This window comes from Streptomyces tubbatahanensis (assembly GCF_022699385.1).
GTDB lineage: Bacteria > Actinomycetota > Actinomycetes > Streptomycetales > Streptomycetaceae > Streptomyces > Streptomyces diacarni.
Genome location: NZ_CP093846.1, coordinates 2,310,215 through 2,326,664 on the forward strand (window position 1 = coordinate 2,310,215; position 16,450 = coordinate 2,326,664).

General features: G+C 75.0%; 13 protein-coding genes. 4 read left to right on the forward strand and 9 right to left on the reverse strand.

Annotated elements, in window-relative coordinates:
* Positions 1-42 precede the first annotated feature (42 nt).
* From MMF93_RS09950 to MMF93_RS09960, 3 genes are read right to left on the reverse strand one after another with little or no spacing between them, the layout of a single operon-like run.
* A complete protein-coding gene (locus MMF93_RS09950) occupies positions 43-1,323 on the reverse strand; it encodes a bifunctional RNase H/acid phosphatase (RefSeq protein ID WP_242750830.1) in 1,281 nt (426 codons plus the stop codon).
* On the reverse strand, positions 1,320-2,063 hold the full coding sequence (locus MMF93_RS09955; protein WP_242757431.1) for a zinc ribbon domain-containing protein: 744 nt from the start codon (positions 2,061-2,063) through the stop codon (positions 1,320-1,322). Before MMF93_RS09955 ends, MMF93_RS09950 begins: the two co-directional genes overlap by 4 nt.
* Positions 2,060-2,989 carry a Nif3-like dinuclear metal center hexameric protein gene (locus MMF93_RS09960; protein WP_242750831.1) on the reverse strand — a complete coding sequence of 310 codons (930 nt, stop codon included), beginning with the start codon at positions 2,987-2,989 and terminating at the stop codon, positions 2,060-2,062. The genes MMF93_RS09955 and MMF93_RS09960 overlap by 4 nt, the downstream gene beginning before the upstream one ends.
* Positions 2,990-3,307: 318 nt before the next feature.
* On the opposite strand from MMF93_RS09960, the gene MMF93_RS09965 reads away from it, so the two are divergent.
* Positions 3,308-4,879, forward strand: coding sequence for a hypothetical protein (locus tag MMF93_RS09965; protein WP_242750832.1), 1,572 nt, complete (start codon positions 3,308-3,310; stop codon positions 4,877-4,879).
* A gap of 344 nt (positions 4,880-5,223) precedes the next feature.
* On the opposite strand, the gene MMF93_RS09970 is transcribed toward MMF93_RS09965, so the two are convergent.
* From MMF93_RS09970 to MMF93_RS09980, 3 genes are read right to left on the reverse strand one after another with little or no spacing between them, the layout of a single operon-like run.
* On the reverse strand, positions 5,224-6,168 hold the full coding sequence (locus tag MMF93_RS09970) for a 3-oxoacyl-ACP reductase (protein ID WP_242750833.1): 945 nt from the start codon (positions 6,166-6,168) through the stop codon (positions 5,224-5,226).
* A 31-nt stretch (positions 6,169-6,199) separates the two neighbouring features.
* The gene (locus MMF93_RS09975) at positions 6,200-7,282 is read right to left on the reverse strand and encodes a Zn-dependent alcohol dehydrogenase (RefSeq protein ID WP_242750834.1); all 1,083 of its coding nucleotides are present in this window, start codon (positions 7,280-7,282) and stop codon (positions 6,200-6,202) included.
* A gap of 33 nt (positions 7,283-7,315) precedes the next feature.
* Complete coding sequence (locus MMF93_RS09980; protein WP_242750835.1) at positions 7,316-8,173, reverse strand: MaoC/PaaZ C-terminal domain-containing protein; 858 nt, start codon at positions 8,171-8,173, stop codon at positions 7,316-7,318.
* Between the two features lie 281 nt (positions 8,174-8,454).
* Between MMF93_RS09980 and MMF93_RS09985 the strand changes: the two genes are divergently transcribed.
* Both MMF93_RS09985 and MMF93_RS09990 read left to right on the forward strand, forming a co-directional pair.
* Positions 8,455-9,780, forward strand: coding sequence for a sensor histidine kinase (locus MMF93_RS09985; RefSeq protein ID WP_242750836.1), 1,326 nt, complete (start codon positions 8,455-8,457; stop codon positions 9,778-9,780).
* Positions 9,777-10,382: a response regulator transcription factor gene (locus MMF93_RS09990; protein WP_242750837.1), complete on the forward strand. Its 606-nt coding sequence runs from the start codon at positions 9,777-9,779 to the stop codon at positions 10,380-10,382. Before MMF93_RS09985 ends, MMF93_RS09990 begins: the two co-directional genes overlap by 4 nt.
* A 31-nt stretch (positions 10,383-10,413) precedes the next feature.
* Here the strand turns inward: MMF93_RS09990 and MMF93_RS09995 are convergent, their stop codons facing one another.
* The 3 genes from MMF93_RS09995 to MMF93_RS10005 form a co-directional block, all read right to left on the reverse strand.
* Entirely contained in the window at positions 10,414-11,847 is a 1,434-nt protein-coding gene (locus MMF93_RS09995; RefSeq protein ID WP_242750838.1) for an MFS transporter, read from the reverse strand.
* 85 nt (positions 11,848-11,932) lie between these two features.
* Entirely contained in the window at positions 11,933-13,126 is a 1,194-nt protein-coding gene (locus MMF93_RS10000; RefSeq protein WP_242750839.1) for a lipid-transfer protein, read from the reverse strand.
* 81 nt (positions 13,127-13,207) lie between these two features.
* Positions 13,208-15,532, reverse strand: coding sequence for an acyl-CoA dehydrogenase family protein (locus MMF93_RS10005; RefSeq protein WP_242750840.1), 2,325 nt, complete (start codon positions 15,530-15,532; stop codon positions 13,208-13,210).
* Between the two features lie 201 nt (positions 15,533-15,733).
* Here MMF93_RS10005 and MMF93_RS10010 point away from each other — a divergent pair, with 201 nt between their 5' ends.
* Positions 15,734-16,396: a class I SAM-dependent methyltransferase gene (locus tag MMF93_RS10010; RefSeq protein WP_242750841.1), complete on the forward strand. Its 663-nt coding sequence runs from the start codon at positions 15,734-15,736 to the stop codon at positions 16,394-16,396.
* Positions 16,397-16,450 lie beyond the last annotated feature (54 nt).

The following is a 16,450-nucleotide window of genomic DNA, read 5'->3' on the forward strand; positions in this document are numbered from 1 at the left end:
GCCGCCCTCCGTACGGCCTTCCGTGCCTCCTTCCGGCGGGGGTTACCGCAGGTGGGCCGTGTCGTTGAGGAGGCGCAGCGAGGCGTTGCCGTCGGCGTAGTAGGCGACGGCCGTAAGGGAGGCGGCGGCGAGTTCCATGCGGAAGAGGGACTGCACGGGCGCGCCGAGCGCCAGCCTGACGAGAGTCTTGACCGGGGTGACGTGGCTGACGACGAGCACGGTGCGGCCCGCGTAGCGGGCCAGGAGCTGGTCGCGGGAGCGCGCCACCCGCCGGGCCACGGCGTCGAACGACTCGCCTCCTCCGGTGGGCGAGACATCGGCCGAGCCCAGCCAGGCCTGCAGGTCCTCGGGGTGGCGTTCGCGGACCTGGGCGAAGGTCAGCCCCTCCCAGGCGCCGAAGTCCGTCTCGCGCAGCCCGTCCTCCGTGCGGACGCTCAGCCCGAGGCGCCCGGCGACCGCCGCGGCCGTCTCCTGGCAGCGGCGCAGGGGTGAGGCGACGACGGCCTCGATGGTGCCCCGCGCGGCCAGCGTGTCGGCGACGGCGGCGGCCTGCCGCCGCCCGACCGCGGAGAGTTCGGGATCGCTGCCACCGCTGCCGGAGAACCGTTTCTCGGGGGTGAGCACCGTCTCGCCGTGCCGCAGCAGCACGAACGTGGTGGGCGTGCCCATGTCCGGGCCCCAGCCGACGCGGACGGCGGGAGCGGTCGGCCCCGGGTCGGCGGAGGTCGTCGGCCCCGGGTCGGCGGAGCCGGCGTCGGCGGAGTCCGTGTCGGCTGACTCCGCGCCCGCGGAGCCCGCACCGGCGGTGGCCGGTGCCGCGCCGGCCGTGTCGAGTTCGGCGGTGGAGGCGCCGGGCTGCCAGCTGACGCCGCGCTTGCCCGCGTCCATCGCCTCGTTGGCGAGCCGGTCGGCGTGCTTGTTCTCCGCGCGGGGGATCCACTCGTAGGTGACGGCCTGAGGTGGGAAGACGGAGCCGGCCTCCAGCGCGAGGGGCCGCATGTCCGGGTGTTTGATCTTCCAGCGCCCCGACATCTGCTCGACGACGAGCTTGGAGTCCATCCGCACCAGCACGGCGGCGTGGGGGTCCAGCTCGTGGGCGGCACGCAGCCCGGCCAGCAGACCGCGGTACTCGGCGACGTTGTTGGTGGCATGGCCGAGGAACTCGGCGGTCTCGCGCAGGGTCTGCCCCGAGGCGGCGTCCCGGACGACGGCGCCGTAACCCGCCGGACCCGGGTTGCCCCGGGAGCCGCCGTCGGCCTCGACGACGAACGTCCGGCGGACCGGGGCACCGCCGGTCTCCGGCCGGGGGTGCCCCCAGCTCACAGGCCGGACTCCGGGGTCCGCACCAGGATGCGGCGGCAGTTCTCGCAGCGGACCACGGTGTCGGCGGGCGCCTCGCGCACCTCGTTGAGCTCGGTGATGTTCAGCTCCAGGCGGCAGCCCTCGCAGCGGCGCTGGAAGAGCTTGGCGGCGCCGACGCCGCCCTCGCGCTCACGGATCTTGTCGTAGAGCTTGATGAGGTCGTCGGGGACGGCGGCGGCGATGGTCTCGCGCTCCTTGCGGACGCTCTCCGCCTCCGCGTCGATCTCGGCGAGCGCCGCGTCCCGGCGGGCGGTGGTCTCCTGGACCTTCGTACCGACGGACTCGACGCGCTCGCCGAGTTCGGCCGCGCGCCCTGTGGCGGACTCGCGGCGCTCCATCACCTCCAGCACGACGTCCTCCAGGTCGCTCTGACGCTTGGCCAGCGAGGCGATCTCGCTCTGGAGGTTCTCCAGGTCCCTGGGGTTGGTGACGGCGCCGGAGTCGAGGCGCTGCTGGTCGCGGGTGGCGCGCTGGCGGACCTGGTCGACGTCCTGCTCGGCCTTGGTCTGCTCGCGCGCCGTGTCGCTCTCCTCGGTCTGCGCGGCCACGAGCAGGTCGCGCAGCTGGGCGTGGTCGGCCTCCAGCCGCTGGATCTCCTCGTGCTCGGGCAGGGTCTTGCGCTTGTGCGCGAGCTGCGACAGGCGGATGTCGAGTGCCTGGACGTCGAGCAGGCGGATCTGATCGGCGGGCGCGGCGTTCAGTTGGGGGCTCCCGGGGTGAGGTCGTGGGCGGTCGGTGCGGTGGGGCTGGGCGCGGCGGGCGACGTGAGCGGGGACGCCTGCGGCAGCGACGGCGCGTGCGCGGTCCACGGGTCGGTCACGGTGCGGGAGACCCGGGTGCGCAGGTCCCAGCCCTCCCGTTCGGCGATCGCGTCGAGCTGGGCTGCGGCCTGCTCGCACCAGGGCCACTCGGTGGCGAAGTGGGCGGCGTCCAGCAGGGCGAGCGGCGCGTGTTCGCGGGCCTCGGAGGCGGGGTGGTGGCGCAGGTCGGCGGTGAGGTAGGCGTCGACCCCCGCGGCGCGTACGGCGTCGAAGAGGCCGTCGCCCGAGCCGCCGCACACCGCGACGGTCCGCACGGTCGCGGTCGGATCGCCGGCGACGCGGATGCCCTGCGCGGTGACCGGCAGCGCGGCGGCGGCCGCCTCGAGCAGGTCGCCGAGGGCGAGCGGCCGGTCGAGCGCGCAGATCCTGCCCAGCCCGCGGCGCCCCTCGGGGTCCGTGGGGTCGGGTACGAGGGGGCGCAGCACGCGCAGTCCGAGCGCGGAGGCGAGCGCGTCGGAGACGCCCGGGTCCGCGGTGTCGGCGTTGGTGTGGGCGACGTGCATGGCCACTCCGCCGCGGATCAGGGTGTGCACGACGCGGCCCTTGAAGGTGTCGGCGGCGACGGTGGTCGTCCCGCGCAGATAGAGGGGGTGGTGCGTGACCAGGAGTTGGGCGCCCGTGGCGACGGCCTCGTCGGCGATCCGCTGCACGGGGTCGACGGCGAACAGGACGCGGCTGACGCGGGCCTCGGGATCGGTGACGTCGCCGCACACGGTGCCGACGGCGTCCCACTGCTCGGCGCGCTCGCGCGGCCACAGGGCGTCGAGCGCTGCGATGACTTCGAAGAGGGCGGGCTGTGCTGGCACGGGGGCAAGGCTACCTGTCCCGCCTGAGGTCTCCCCCAGCCCCTGCGGCCCCTTCTTTCCTGGCGCCGGGCCCGGAGGTTGTCCGGGCGCCCCGGGGCCGGCGGTCGCGTGCGGGTGGGCGCCCTCCGCGCGCGGACGCGGCCGTTCCCGGCACGGCGCGGACCGCCGTCGCCGGCGTGGGCCGCGGGTCCCAGCACACCGCGGGGCGCCGTCGCAGGCGAACTCCGCCTTCGGTCACCCTTACGCGTGAAGCGCCTCGGTCCCCGCCTGCGTCCGCGACGGCGCCCCCTAGTTTCGGTCACCGGAGGTGATCGAGGCATGACGGCGAGTGTCGCGAAGGTCATGAACGAGAGCTTCACGGTCGCGGCGGACGGCTCGTATGCCGCCCGTCTCACCACGCGCGCCGGCACGGAGCTGTGGTACCCCGAGCGCTGGACGCTCGGCGGTCCCGAACCGTACGCGGTGCCGCTGCCCGTGAAGCAGCCCGAAGACCCCGGCAGCGGCGTGCTGCCGCTCGCGGACGGGCGGGTGCTCATCGCCCGCCCGGCGCCGGGGCACCACTCCCTGGCCCTGCTCTACCCCTCAGGGCCCGACACCGGCGAACTGCGCCTGGGCACCGTGGAGACGGACGAGCTGCGGCTGCTGCCCCCCGCCCCCTGCGGCATCCGCGCCTACGCGCTCGCCACGGCAGCGGGCGGCCGCGCCACCGACGTGTGGCGGGTGGCACCCGGCGCCCCGCGTGCGCTCGAACGCGTCGCGCGGATCGAGGCCCGCTGCTCGGGCGGCGCCTGGCTGGACCCGGAGGGGCGGCTGCTCGCGGTCGAGGCCCGGGGGCCCGGGGGCGAGGGGCCGGCCAAGACGGTCGCCGTCGATCTCGCCGCGGGCGGCGCGGTCTCCCCGCTCCTGCAGATCACCGAGAAGAGCAACGACCGCCTGCTGCTGGCCGACCCGGACAGCGGGCTGCTGCTCGTGAGCTCCGACGCGCCCGGCGAGGAACGGCTGGGCTGGGGCGTGCTGGGCAGCCACCGCCCGGTCCGCTTCCCCGAGGTGCTGCACCCGGCCGGGACCCGGCTCACCCCGATCGCCGTGCAGCCGGGACAGACGCTGCTGCCCGAGCGGTGCGGGGTGGCGCTGCGCGTCGACGCGGCGCAGGGCACCTGGCCGGCCGTGTGGCGCCCGGGGCTCAAGGAGTTGCGGCATGTGGCGAGCCCGCCGGGGTGGCTGACGGGCAAGGGTCTGTGGACGGCCGACGGCGAGCTGCGGGTCCCCTACTCCACCGCACACAACCCGTGCGGGCTGGCCCGCATGCGCGCGCCGCTGCCGGACGGTCAGGAGTCGGCGGCCGGGAGCGAGCGGCGGCCCGAGGACCCCACCAAGGGGGCCGGCACGCCCGCACCGGGTGCGGACACCCCACCGCTCGGGGCCCCGCCGGCGCCCCGGACCCCGACGCGGGCAGCGGCCCCCTCCCCGGCCTCGCGGCCCTCCCCGCCCCCCTCGCCCGTCTCGTCCCCACCGTCCTCCCCACCACCGTCACCGCCACCGTCGCCGCCCTCGTCGGAGTCGCAGCCCCCGTCGCATGCACAGCACCCGTCCGCGCATGCGACGCCCCCGTCCGCGCATCCGGCTCCTGCTCCGCCCTCCCCGGGGGCCGGCGAGCCACCGCGCCAGGCCGAGCCCCAGCCGCAGGCCGGACCGCCGGCTTCCGACGCGGGCGGTGACGTCACGGGTCTACAACATCGAGGTCACGGAGGGTCGCCCTCCGGGCTGCTGGGTTCCCTGGTCCGCCGGGCCGTTTCCGCAGGCGGCACGGGCTCGTTCGGGGCCCTGGGGGAGACGGCGCGCAAACCGGTGCCGCTCCAGCAGGCTCCGCTGCCCAGCGGCACGGCGTGACCAGCGGCTGAAACGGCCTGAAGTCGGCTGCTCCCGGTCGTTAAACTCCGCCGGGTACGACGGCAGCAAGCGATTGACGGAGTGACATCACGATGTCCGACACCCAGACCGAGACGCCGAGCGACACGCAGACGGCCGGCGAGGGGGCTCACCGGGGGAAGCACAGGGGGGAAGCCGCCGCACGAGAGGAACAGACCGTACCCGCGCAGGGACGCCACCGCCGTCCCGAACCCGCGTAGTGCCCCGTGCCGCGCGGCGAGGTCCGCCGCGCGGCACGGCGAAGCCCCGGCCGCCCGCCCGACCCGCGGCGGCCGGGGCTTCGCCGTACGGCCCTTCCCGCGCGCTCAGCCCTTCGTGAGGCCGAGCACCTCGCCCGCCGCGAACGTCTCCCGCGGGGAGCGCGCGCCGAAGAACGGGGTCAGCTTCTCGTCCAGTTCCTCGACGGTGAAGACCTCCTTGTCCGTGTCGAACTTCGCCGCCACCTTCGGCCTCTCCAGCAGCGCCACCATGCCGCCGTGCGCCACCAGGAGCTGCCCGTTGACGCGGGAGGCGGCGGGCGAGGCCAGGTAGCCCACCAGCGGGGAGACGTGTTCGGGCGCCAGCGGGTCGAGCCCCTCGTCGGGCACCGCGAAGCCGGCGAAGACGTCCTCGGTCATCCGGGTGCGCGCCCGGGGGCAGATGGCGTTCGCCGTCACGCCGTACTTGGCCAGCGCGCCCGCCGTCGAGGTGGTGAGGCCGACGATGCCGCCCTTGGCCGCCGCGTAGTTGGGCTGGCCGGCCGAGCCCGCGACGAACGCCTCGGAGGAGGTGTTGACGATCCGCCCGTAGACCGGGCCGCCGGCGGCCTTGGACCTCTCGCGCCAGTGCGCGGCGGCGAAGCGCGTGGTGTTGAAGTGCCCCTTGAGGTGGACGCGGACGACCGAGTCCCACTCCTCCTCGCTCATCGAGAAGACCATCCGGTCCCGCAGGATGCCGGCGTTGTTGACCAGGATCTCCAGCGAACCGTAGGTGTCCAGGGCCAGCCGCACCAGCTCCTCGGCCTGCCGGAAGTCGGCCACGTCGCCCTGGTGGGCGACGGCCTCGCCGCCCGCCGCGCGGATCTCGGCGGCGACCTGCTCCGCGGGACCGGCCGACGCCTCGCCGCTCCCGTCCCTGCCGGGCCGCCCGAAGTCGTTGACGACGACGCGGGCCCCGAGGCGGGCCAGCTCAAGCGCCTCGGCGCGGCCCAGTCCGCGCCCGGCACCGGTGACGATCGCGGTCCTGCCCTGCAAACAACCCGCCACTGACATGTCCGTCCTCTCGAAGTCGCTGCGGTGGCCGTCAGAGAGAGATGCTGGTGCGCAGCGCCTCGCCGGTGCGCATCTGGTCGAGCGCGTCGTTGATCTCGCCGAGGCTGACCCGGTGGGTGATCAGCGACTCCAAATCGATGCGGCCGGCCCGCCACAGCTCCACCGCGCGGTCGTAGGAGCGCAGCACGTCGCCGCCGCCGTAGAGGGAGGGCAGGATGCGCTTCTCGTCGAAGAACAGCTCGAACATGTTGAACTGGAGCTGGTCGTCCATGGCGCCCGCGCCCACCACGCACAGGGTGCCGCCGCGCCGGGTGGTCTCGTAGGCGGTACGGGCCGTCGCCGACCTGCCGACCACCTCGAAGACGTAGTCGAAGCCCTCGTCGCCCGTCAGGCGCTGCTTCGCCGCGGCCAGTTCATCGGGGGCGACGGCCTCGGTCGCGCCGAACCGCAGCGCCGCCTCGCGACGGGAGGCGACGGGGTCGACGGCGACGATCCGCGCGGCGCCGCACGCCCTGGCCCCCTGGATCGCGCTGACGCCGACACCGCCGCAGCCGAGGACGGCCACCGACGAGCCCGCCTCGACCCGCGCCGTGTTGAACGCCGCGCCGAGCCCCGTGGTGACCCCGCAGCCGATCAGGGCGGCGATCTCGAAGGGCACGTCGTCGGGGATCGGCACCGCGCACGGCGCGTCGAAGACGGCCTCCTCGGCGAAGGTGCCGGTGCCGGCGAAGCCGAAGACGTCCGTGCCGCCGGTGGTGCGGCGGAAGTTGGCGGTGCCCGCGTTCATGAACCCGGTCAGGCACAGGTGCCGCTGGCCGCGCCGGCACGAGGGGCAGCTGTTGCAGGCGGGCAGCCAGCACACCAGGACCCGGTCGCCCGCCCGTACGTGTGTGACGCCGTCCCCCACCTCCAGCACCTCGCCCGCTCCCTCGTGGCCCGGCACGAACGGGGCGAGCTGCGGGAGTGTCCCGTTCATCGCGGACAGGTCGGAGTGGCACAGTCCGGTGGCCCGGATGCGGACGCGTACCTTGCCGGGGCCGAACCCGGCGGGCTCGACGTCGTCGACGACCTCCAGCTTGTCCTGACCGGTCTCGTGCAGTACCGCTGCGCGCATCTCGGACTCCTTCTCAGGGGTAGGGGTACCGGCTCAGGTGTGCGTGACCACGGCGTCCCCCAGCACGGCGGCGTCGTCCCGCTCGAGAGCCGTGGCCGTCAGCTGGAGGCGTGCCTCGTCCAGGCGCCAGACGCGCACCCGCAGGGTCTCCCCCGGGTAGACGACCCCGGCGAACCTGACGGCGTAGGAGGAGACGCGGGTGACGTCCCCGCCGAGCACCTCGTCGACCACGGCCTTCAGCGCCATCCCGTACGAGCACAGGCCGTGCAGGATGGGCCGCTCGAACCCGGCCAGCCGGGCGAAGTCGGGGTCGGCGTGCAGCGGGTTCCAGTCCCCGGAGAGGCGGTAGAGCAGCGCCTGCTCCTCGCGGATGGGGCGGTCGGCGACGTGGTCGGGGTCCCGCTCGGGAAGCTCCATGCGGGCCGAGGGGCCGCGCTTGCCGCCGAAGCCGCCCTCACCGCGGACGAAGAGCTGGGCCTCGCTGGTCCACAGCGGCCCCTCCGCGTCGGTGACGTCGGTGCGCAGGACGAGGACGGCGGCCTTGCCCTTGTCGTAGAGGTCGGCGAGGCGCGAGGTGGAGGTGGCGCGGCCGCCCACGGGCAGCGGCCTGTGGGTGACGACGGACTGGGTGCCGTGCAGCACCGCCGCCAGGTCGACCTCGATGCCGGGCGCGGACAGGCCGCCGACGACGCCCATGCCGGCGCCCGCGACGGTGGCGAACGAGGGCAGGACGTGCAGCCTGCTCTCCAGCGTGTAGCGCAGCTCGGCCGGGTCCGTGGCGGGTACTCCGGAGCCGAGGCCGAGGTGGTAGAGCTGGACGTCCTTGTGATCCCAGGAGATCTCGGTGCTGCGGGGTTCGGCCGCGAGGGCCTGGCGTGCGTCGATGGGCATGGGGTGGCGGGCTCCTTGCGTCCTACGGGCTGCTCTCGGCGGGGCCCTGGCCCGGTCGTCCGCACCGTCGGCCGGGCCAGGACCGCTTCGGGCCGGTCGGAATGAGAACACGTTCTAACCAATCCGGGGGCTACCTGTATAACGCAGCGTCCCGCACATGGGAAGACCTGATGCCCCGTCAGCCAAGCCGGGATCCGGGCCAGGCCCGTGACATTCGTCCTGCTCGGCCGCCCACATCCGGATCTGCACCGCCGGCCGCCCGGCGCCGTACCGTCGTCGCCATGACGACAGTCGCAGGCACACCCACAGCGCGGCCGGGGACACCGGCCGATCCCGTGGCCGAGCGGCACCGGGAGCGGGCCGCCCGGGGCAGGGGACCCGGCAAGTACACCTTCCTGCCCTGGCTCCTCATGGGGCTGGGCGCCCTCTCCCACGTGATCCAGGGAAAGTCCGGCAACCCCTGGATCGGCGGGGCCGCGCTGCTCGCCTTCAACAGCCTCTACATCCTCGTCGTCTTCACCGCCTTCGACCCCCGCCACCGCGACCGGCGCACCCCGCTGTACGGGCTCGCCGGGCTGACCGCGCTCACCCTCGCGGTGGCCGTCGGCTACGGCGGGGCGTGGACGCTGTTCTTCCCGCTGCTCTCGCTCGCCTCCGGCGCCGTACGGCAGCTGCGCGGCAGGCACCTGGGCGGGTGGCTGATCGCGCTGAGCGGCACCGCCGGATTCGTCACCGGCTGGGACCACGGCCACGGCGACATCTCCAGCGCCGTGGGCGTCGGCTACGGCACGTTCGTCTCCGGCATGGTGACCGCGGCGGTGCTGGGGCTCTTCGACACCGTGCGGCAGCTGGAGGACACCCGGCAGGAGCTGGCACGGACCGCCGTGGAGCGCGAGCGGCTGCGCTTCTCCCGCGACCTGCACGACCTGCTCGGCCACACCCTGTCGGTGATCGTCGTCAAGGCGGAGGCCGTCCGCAGGCTGAGCGCCCGCGACCTGGACGCCGCGCTCGCGCAGGCCTTCGACATCGAGGCCGTCGGCAGGCAGGCGCTCACCGAGATCCGCGAGGCGGTCAGCGGCTACCGCGAGGGCAGCCTGGCCACCGAACTGGAGCGGGCCCGCTCCGTGCTGGAGGCGGCCGCCATCACCCCCGAGGTGCGCTGGTCGGGCCCACCGCTGCCACCGCAGACCGAGGCGCTGCTGGGCTGGGTGATCCGGGAGAGCGTCACCAACACGGTGCGGCACAGCCGTGCAGGACGCTGCGAGATCGAGGTGCGGACGACGGCGGACCTGGTGCGCGTGACGGTCACCGACGACGGACGCGGCCCCGCACAGGACGGGTGCGGGGCCGGCGCGGAGGGCCGCGGGCCGGGTACGCCGGTCTCCGGCGTACGCTCCGGTGACGCACAGCGCGGCGCCTTTGGCCCGCGGACCGCCGCCGGCCCGAGAGCCGGTACCGGGCTGAGGGGGCTGGCCGAGCGGCTGGCGGCGGCGGGCGGCACCCTCGACGGCGGCGCCGACGGGCGGCGCGGCTTCCGGGTGGTGGCCGAACTGCCCGTGGACGTCGAGACGGCCGAGGCCACGACCGAGGAGAGGACGGGCCGGTGACCAGGGTCCTGCTGGCGGAGGACCAGGGCATGATGCGCGGCGCGCTCGCCCTGCTGCTCGACCTGGAGGAGGACATGGAGGTCGTCGCCCAGGTCGCCTCCGGCGACGAGATCGTCCCCACCGCGCTGGAGGCGGGGCCCGACGTCGCGCTGCTCGACATCGAGCTGCCGGGGCGCAGCGGTCTTGACGCGGCCGCCGAACTCCACGAGAGGCTGCCCTCGTGCACGGTGCTCATCCTGACCACGTTCGGCCGGCCCGGCTATCTGCGCCGCGCCATGGAGGCGGGTGCGGGCGGCTTCCTCGTCAAGGACGGCCCCGTCGAGGAGCTGGCCTCAGCCATCCGCAGCGCCCTGGCCGGCGAGCGCGTGATCGACCCGACGCTGGCGGCCGCCGCGCTCAGCGCCGGGCCCAACCCGCTGACCCGGCGCGAGTGCGAGGTGCTCTCGGCCGCGGCCGACGGGTCGACCGTCGCCGACATCGCCGCACGGCTGCACCTGTCGGGGGCGACGGTGCGCAACTACCTGTCCGCCGCCATCGGCAAGACCTCCACCCGCAACCGTATGGAGGCCGTCCGCGCGGCCCGCCAGAACGGCTGGCTGTGACGGCGCCCCGCAGCAGCGGGTGCCCGCGCCCTCAGGGAAGTTCGGGCGCCGGAGCCGGCTCCCGCTCCGGCACCACGAGGGCCTTCTTCAGCGTCCTGGGCAGTGCCGCCAGCATGAACAGCGTGCACGCGCCCAGCAGGACCGCCCCGACAAAGAAGGCCATGCCGTAGCCCGCGGCCAGCGAGGCGGCGTCGTGCCGTCCGCCGGTGCGGGCCGCGGCGGCCGTGGACAGCACGGCCAGTCCCAGCGCCCCGCCCATCGTGCGTCCCGTGCCGAACAGCCCGGACAACAGGCCCGCCTCGCCCGGCTTTTCCGTCGCCGTCGCGATGGTGGCCAGCGGCGTCGCGGCCAGCCCCGCGCCGAGCGCCATCACCACACCGGGCGCCAGGATCGCCGTCACGTATCCGCCCTGCGCGTCCATGGTGCCCTGCCACAGGTAGCCGAGCCCGGCCATCGCCGCGCCGGCCACCGCCAGATACCGCTCGCCCACCCGCGCCATCAGCAACGGCGCCACCTGGGAGCCCAGCACGATCGTCAGCGAGTGCGGGACCAGCGCGAAGCCCGCCTGGAGCGGCGTGTAGCCGAGCACGTTCTGGGTGTAGAGCGACAGGAAGTACCACATGGCGAACATGGCCAGGCCGTTGATGAAGATGGCGGCGTTCGCGGCGGAGACGGCGCGGTTGCGGAAGAGCCGCAACGGCACCAGCGGCTCGGGCGACCGCGCCTCGACCAGGACGAACAGCCCCAGCAGCACCAGCCCCGCCACCAGCGGGCCCAGCGCGCTGAGCGCCGCCCAGCCCGCGCTGTCGGTCCGCACGATGCCGTAGGCCACCGCGCCCAGGCCCACCGTGACCAGCAGCGCGCCGGGCACGTCGAGCCTGCGCACCGTCTCCTCGCGGCTCTCGGTGAGCCAGACGGCGGCCGCCGCGACGACCAGCGCGCCGATGGGCACGTTGATCAGCAGCACCCAGCGCCAGGAGAGCGCGTCGGTGAGCACCCCGCCCACCAGCCCGCCCGCGGCGCCGCCGCCCGCGCCCACCGCCGACCACGTGGCGATCGCCTTCGTCCTGGCCGGGCCCTCGGGGACGGACGTCGTCAGCAGCGTCAGCGTGGCGGGGGCCAGAATGGCGGCCCCCATGCCCTGGATGCCGCGGGCCGCCAGCAGGTGCCACGGCTCCTGCGCGAGGCCGCCCGCCAGGCTCGCCGCCGTGAACAGGGCGAGGCCCGCGAGGAAGACCTTCTTGCGCCCGAACAGGTCGGCGGCCCGGCCGCCGAGCAGCATCAGCCCGGAGAAGGTGAGGGTGTAGGCGTTCACGACCCACTGCAGGCCCGTCTCGGACAGCGCGAGGGTGTCACGCATCGAGGGCAGGGCGACGTTGACGACGGACACGTCCAGCACAACGAGGAACTGGCCCGCGCAGGCGGCCAGTACGACCGCCCAGAGGCGGGGCGCGGAGAGGGGCATGCGCGCAAGTGTGTCATTTTCACCGGCCCCTCCCCCGCGGTTTTCCGCCCCGGCGACGGTGCGGACAGGCAGGGGCCGGAGGGGCTCAGCGCCGCAGCAGCGTCACCACCGCGGCGCCGCCCAGGCCGATGTTGTGGGCCAGGCCCACACGCGCGCCCGCCACCTGGCGGGGCCCCGCGGTGCCGCGCAACTGCCAGACGAGCTCGGCGCACTGGGCGAGGCCCGTCGCCCCGAGGGGGTGCCCCTTGGAGATCAGCCCGCCCGAGGGGTTGACCACCCACCGGCCGCCGTAGGTCGTCGCCCCCGACTCCACCAGCGGTCCCGAGTCGCCCTCCGCGCACATGCCCAACGCCTCGTAGGTGAGCAGTTCGTTGACCGAGAAGCAGTCGTGCAGCTCGACCACGTCGACGTCCTCGATGCCCAGGCCGCTCTCCTCGTACGCCTGGCGCGCGGCGGCCCGCGCCATGGGGCGGCCGACGACGTCGATGCACGAGCCGGTGGCGAAGGAGTCCTCGGTGTCGGTCGTCATGGCCTGCCCGACGATCTCCACGGCGTGCTCCGTCAGGCCCCTCTCGCGCACGAAGCGTTCGGAGGCGACCAGCGCGGCCGCCGCGCCGTCGGAGGTGGGTGAGCACTGGAGCCGGGTCAGCGGGTCGTGGATCACCTTGGCGGCGAGGATCTCGTCCCGCTCGTAGACGTCGCGGAACTGTGCGCGCGGGTTGCCCGCCGAGTGGCGGTGGTTCTTCTCGCCCACCGCGGCGAGCTGCCCGCGCGTGGTGCCGTACCGCTCCCTGTGCTCGCGGGCCGCGTTGCCGAAGATCTGCGCGGTGGGCGGGCTCGCCTCGAAGCCGTGCCCGGCCGCCATGACGCCGTAGTGCCGGGCGACGGGCGAGGTGGCGAAGTCGCCCGCGTCCGCGCCCGCGCCCAGCGCGCCCCTCGTCATCTTCTCGAAGCCGAGCGCGAGGACGCAGTCGTTGACGCCCCAGGACACGAACTGGCGGGCCAGCATCAGCGCGGTGGAGCCCGTGGCGCAGTTGTTGTTGACGTTGTAGACGGGGATGCCGGTGAGGCCGAGTGCGTAGACGGCGCGCTGCGCCGCGGTCGAGGGCTGGTGGCAGTGGCCGACGGCGGCCTGTTCGACGGCGTCGTAGGCGAGTCCCGCGTCGCTCAGCGCCGCGCTGCCCGCCTCCTGGGCCATGTCCCAGTACTGCCACTCGCGGGTTTCGGGCTTGACGAAGGGGGTCATCCCCACGCCGATGACGAACGCCTTGCCTGTCATGGCTGCTCCTTGCGTCTCGGGAGAGCGTTCGGACGAGTGCGCCGGACGCGTACGGATGAGCGAACGAGCCCGGGTACGAGGTCAGAGGAGGGGGCGCGGCTCCGGGTCGCGGGGCAGGCCGAGGAGGCGTTCGGCCACCACGTTGAGCTGCACCTGGGTGGTACCGCCCGCGATGGTCAGACAGCGCGACATCAGGAACTCGTGCACGGCCCGCTCACCCGCGCCCTCGCACACCGCGCCGCCCGCGCCCAGCAGTTCGAGGGCCAGTTCGGCGATCCGCTGCTGGTGCGGGGTCTGGATGAGCTTGCGGACACTGGCGCCGGCGCCCGGATCCAGGCCCTCGACTTGCTGGAGCGTGGTGCGCAGCCCGATGCAGGCCAGCGCGTGCGCCTCGGCCGCCAGCGCGCCGATCCGCTCGCGCACCGTGTCGTCGATGCCCTCCTGTGCGCCGCCGCCCGGATCCAGCCGGGCGAGGAGCGCTTCGAGCCCCGTACCGAAGGTGAGCTGATCGGCCATGTGGACGCGTTCGTTGCCGAGGGTGTGCCGGGCCACCCGCCAGCCGTCGTTCACCTCACCGACCACCGCGTCGGCCGGCAGCACGACGTCGTCGAACCACACCTCGTTGAACAGCGCGTCGCCCGTGATCTCCTTCAGCGGGCGCACCGTGAGCCCGGGGGTGTGGGCCATGTCGACGAGGAAGAACGTCAGCCCCTCGTGCTTGGGCGCCTCCGCTTCCGTGCGCGCCAGCAGAATGCCCCACTGCGCCCACTGCGCCGCCGACGTCCACACCTTCTGCCCGTTGATCCGCCAGCCGCCGTCCCCGGTCCGCTCCGCGCGGGTGCGCAGCGAGGCCAGGTCGGAGCCCGCCTCCGGCTCGGAGAAGAGCTGGCACCACAGCACCTCGCCGCTCAGCGTCGGCATCAGGTGGCGCTCGCGCTGCTCCTCGGTGCCGTAGGTGAGCAGGGAGGGCACGACCCAGGTGGCGATCCCCAGGTCGGCGACCTTGACGCCGTGCTCGTCCAGCTCGCGCTGCACCGCCAACTGGCGCACGGGCCCCGCGCCCAGGCCGTACGGGTGCGGCAGGTGCGGGGCCGCGTAGCCGGTCGGCGCCAGTGCGCGGCGGACCGCCGCCGGGTCCTGCCCCCGCAGCGGCGCGATCACCTCGCGCGCCTGCGCGCGGTAGCCCTCCGCCTCGGACGGCAGCCGCATCCGCAGTCTGCGGCGGGCGCCCGCGCCCGCGAGCCGGGCGGCGCGCAGCCGGTGCGTCGCGCCGGTGCCCAGCAGCTGCCGGGCCACCACGGCGCGGCGCAGGTACAGGTGCGCGTCGTGCTCCCAGGTGAAGCCGACACCGCCGAGGATCTGCACACAGTCCTTGGCGCACGTGTGGGCCGCCTCCAGCGCGGCCGAGGCGGCGAGCGCCGCCGTCAGAGCGCGGACCGCCGCGGGGTCCTCCTCGCCGTGCTGCCCGCCGGCCGCCTCCGCCGCCCGCGCCGCCTCCTCGTCCGGCGTGCGGGAGGCGCGGGCCGCGTCCCAGGTGAGGGCCCTGGCCTGTTCGAGGCGGACGAGCATGTCGGCGCACAGGTGCTTGACGGCCTGGAACTGGCCGATGGGCCGCCCGAACTGCTCGCGGGTCCTGGCGTACTCGGTCGCGGTCGCCAGCGCCCAGGCGGCGAGGCCGCACGCCTCGGCGGAGAAGAGGACGGCGGCGACCTCGCGTACGCGGTCGTCGTCGAGAGGCAGCGCGCGGGCCGCCGGCACCTCAAGGCCGCGGGCGGTGACCTCGGCGGTGGGGCGCAGCGGGTCGGCGCTCTCCTGCGCGCGGATGTCGAGCGCTTCGGCGTCGACGGTGAGCCACACGGTGCCGGACGGGGTGCGCGCGGCGAGAAGCAGCACGTCGGCCTGGGCTCCGCCGAGAACGGGTGGGGCGGTGCCGTCGAGCACGTAGGAGGGGCCGTCGCCGTCCCCGGGCGCCGCGGTGAGGGAGCCGGGGGTGAGGGCGAGGGCGGCGACGCGCGCGCCGGTGGCCAGCGCCCCGAGCAGTGCGGTGTCCACGCCGCCCGCCGCACGCAGGAGTTCGGAGGCGAGCACGTGCGGCAGGTAAGGACCCGGAAGCGCGGCCCTGCCGGTCTCCTCCACGACGACGGCCAGGTCGAGCAGGGAACCGCCCGCGCCGCCCGCGTCCTCGGGCAGGTGGATGCCGCACAGGCCCTGCGCCGCGAGCCCCTTCCACCAGTCGGGACGCTCCCGGCCCGGCGGCGCCTCCAGCGCCGCGCGCCGCTCCGCACCCGGGACGGCGCGCGCCAGCCAGCCCCGTACGGACGCGGCCAGGTCCCGGTGCTCCTGGGTCGTTCCGATGCCGCCTGCGATTCCGGTGCTTGCGCTGCTCACGGTGGACCCGTCGGTCATGCGGGGCACAGTAGAACACGTTCCACCAAGAGGGAAGGTGTGCGCCGACGGCGGGACGGACGCCGGAAGCCGCCCGCCGAGGACCCCACGGCACCTCCCCCCGGCAGGACAGCGGCGGTAGGGCAGCATGACCCGGTAGCGCTCCGGCCGGGCAAGGGCCGCGCAGCGCGGGCGCGCGTCCACGACAGGTAAGGAACACCGATGAACCAGCCCTCCCCCACCCCCGGTGGCGGCGTCGCCGCCCCGCAGCCGCGTACGCTCGCCGCGTTCGAGGCGGCGAAGGGCTTCATGCCGCGGGACGAGGGCCTGGCGCTGTACGCGGCGGCAGCGGAGGCGGGGGCGCTGGGGCTGCCCCTGCTGGAGGTGGGCACCTACTGCGGGCGCTCCACGCTGCTGCTGGCGGACGCGGCGCGGGCGGCCGGGGTGGCGGCGCTCACGCTCGACCACCACCGCGGGAGCGAGGAGCAGCAGCCCGGCTGGGAGTACCACGATCCCGAGGTCGTCGACCCGGTCGTGGGCGCGATGGACACCCTGCCCACCTTCCGGCGCACGCTGCACGCGGCCGGCCTGGAGGAGCACGTGATCGCGCTGGTCGGACACTCGCCGCGGGTGGCCGCGCTGTGGGGGACGAAGCTGGGTCTCGTCTTCATCGACGGCGGCCACACGGAGGAGCACGCGAGCGCCGACTACGAGGGCTGGACCCCGCACCTGGCACCCGGCGGACTGCTGGTGATCCACGACGTCTTCCCCGACCCGGCGGACGGCGGACAGGCGCCGCACCACATCCACGAACGCGCCCTGGCCTCGGGCGCCTACGACGCGGTTTCCGCGACGGGTTCCCTGCGGGTCCTGCGGCGGCGCTGAGCGCGGCCCCCCTCCGCGCCCCCGCGGCCCCCGCGCCGGAGGCGGCGCGGGGGC